Genomic DNA, 1,170 nt, shown 5'->3' with positions numbered 1-1,170 from the left:
GGTTAAATACCATCCAGCCATCTTTCCAGGCGCCAATGCTGGCGGCCGCCACGGCGTGCACTGCGCCAGCGCCATCGGCGCCCATGCGAACCGCCTGCCCCGCGCGCAGGCTGACGCTTGGCGCCTGCGCGGGCAAGTGGCTGTCCTGGCCGCTCCACACGGCCACATGGCCTTCCGCGACTTCGACGAACATGGCGCTGTCGCGCACGGCCACCGTGAAAGTGGTGCCCAGCACCGCCACCTTGCCCCAGCGGGTGTGCACGCTGAACGGCCGCGCGGCATCGCGGCTGACTTGCAGGTGGATTTCACCGGTCTTCAGCGTCACTTCGCGGCGGTCGCGGTAATACGCGACAGCGGCACTGGTGCATGCGGCCAGATGCAGTTCGCTGCCGTCCCCCATGCGCTGGACCAGCAGCTGCGAGCGGCCAGTGTTCAGTGTGGCCAGCTCCACCGGCTGCAGCCAGTGCCAGCGTCCCACCGCTCCGCTCAGGGAGACCATGCCCAGCAGGCCCAGCGCCACGACTATCTTGCGGCGTGCAATGCCGGCAGGCAGAGGGCGCGCAATGCGATCCTGCAGCCCGTCGGGACTGGAAGCATGCCAGGCGTCAAGGGCCAGGCGATAGATGGCATCGTTGTCGCTGCTGTGCTCACGCCAGTTGCTCAGTTCCTGCTCGGCAGCCAGCTCCGCAGCCGCACCGCCGCCGTGGCGGCGGGCGATCAGCAGCAGGGCGTGCTCGAAGGACTGGCGCGGAGACATGGCGGGTCAGAATCAATGCCTGGCGTCAGCGAACAGGCGGCTTAAATCGATGCAATCGATGACGCCACGCACGATGTGCTTTTCGATGGCGGCTTCCGTGCACGCCATCTGCCGTGCCGCTTCCGCATGCGTCAGACCATACAGGCGCACCAGGATGAAAGCCTCGCGGCGCTTGCGCGGCATCGCTTCCAGGCGGGCCAGCAGGCGCTCCAGCTGCTGGCGCGCGCATGCTTCGCGTTCCAGCGAAGGAGCGGCATCGGCGGCGACCAGGGCCAGGGTTTCCAGCATGCGCGACTCGGCCAGCTTGCGCCGGGCGCCGTCGGTGACGATGTTCTTGCCGATGCGATACAGCAGGGCGCGTGGGTTATGCGGCGCGGCGCGCGCTTCCATGGCGATCAGCCGCGCATAGCACT

At 67.9% G+C, this 1,170-nt stretch carries 2 protein-coding genes; both read right to left on the bottom strand.

Going from position 1 to position 1,170, the window contains the following annotated elements; all coding sequences use genetic code 11:
* Nucleotides 1–757, bottom strand: a 757-nt coding sequence (locus AC0V2Y_RS26760) for a FecR family protein (RefSeq protein WP_475418402.1), incomplete at its 3' end; no start/stop codon positions are given.
* Nucleotides 758–769: 12 nt separating this feature from the next.
* The coding region (locus AC0V2Y_RS26755; RefSeq protein ID WP_475418401.1) for an RNA polymerase sigma factor at nucleotides 770–1,170 on the bottom strand (401 nt) is incomplete at its 5' end.

This window comes from Janthinobacterium sp. BHSEK (assembly GCF_056174685.1).
This window is presented reverse-complemented; position numbering and strand designations above follow the sequence as displayed.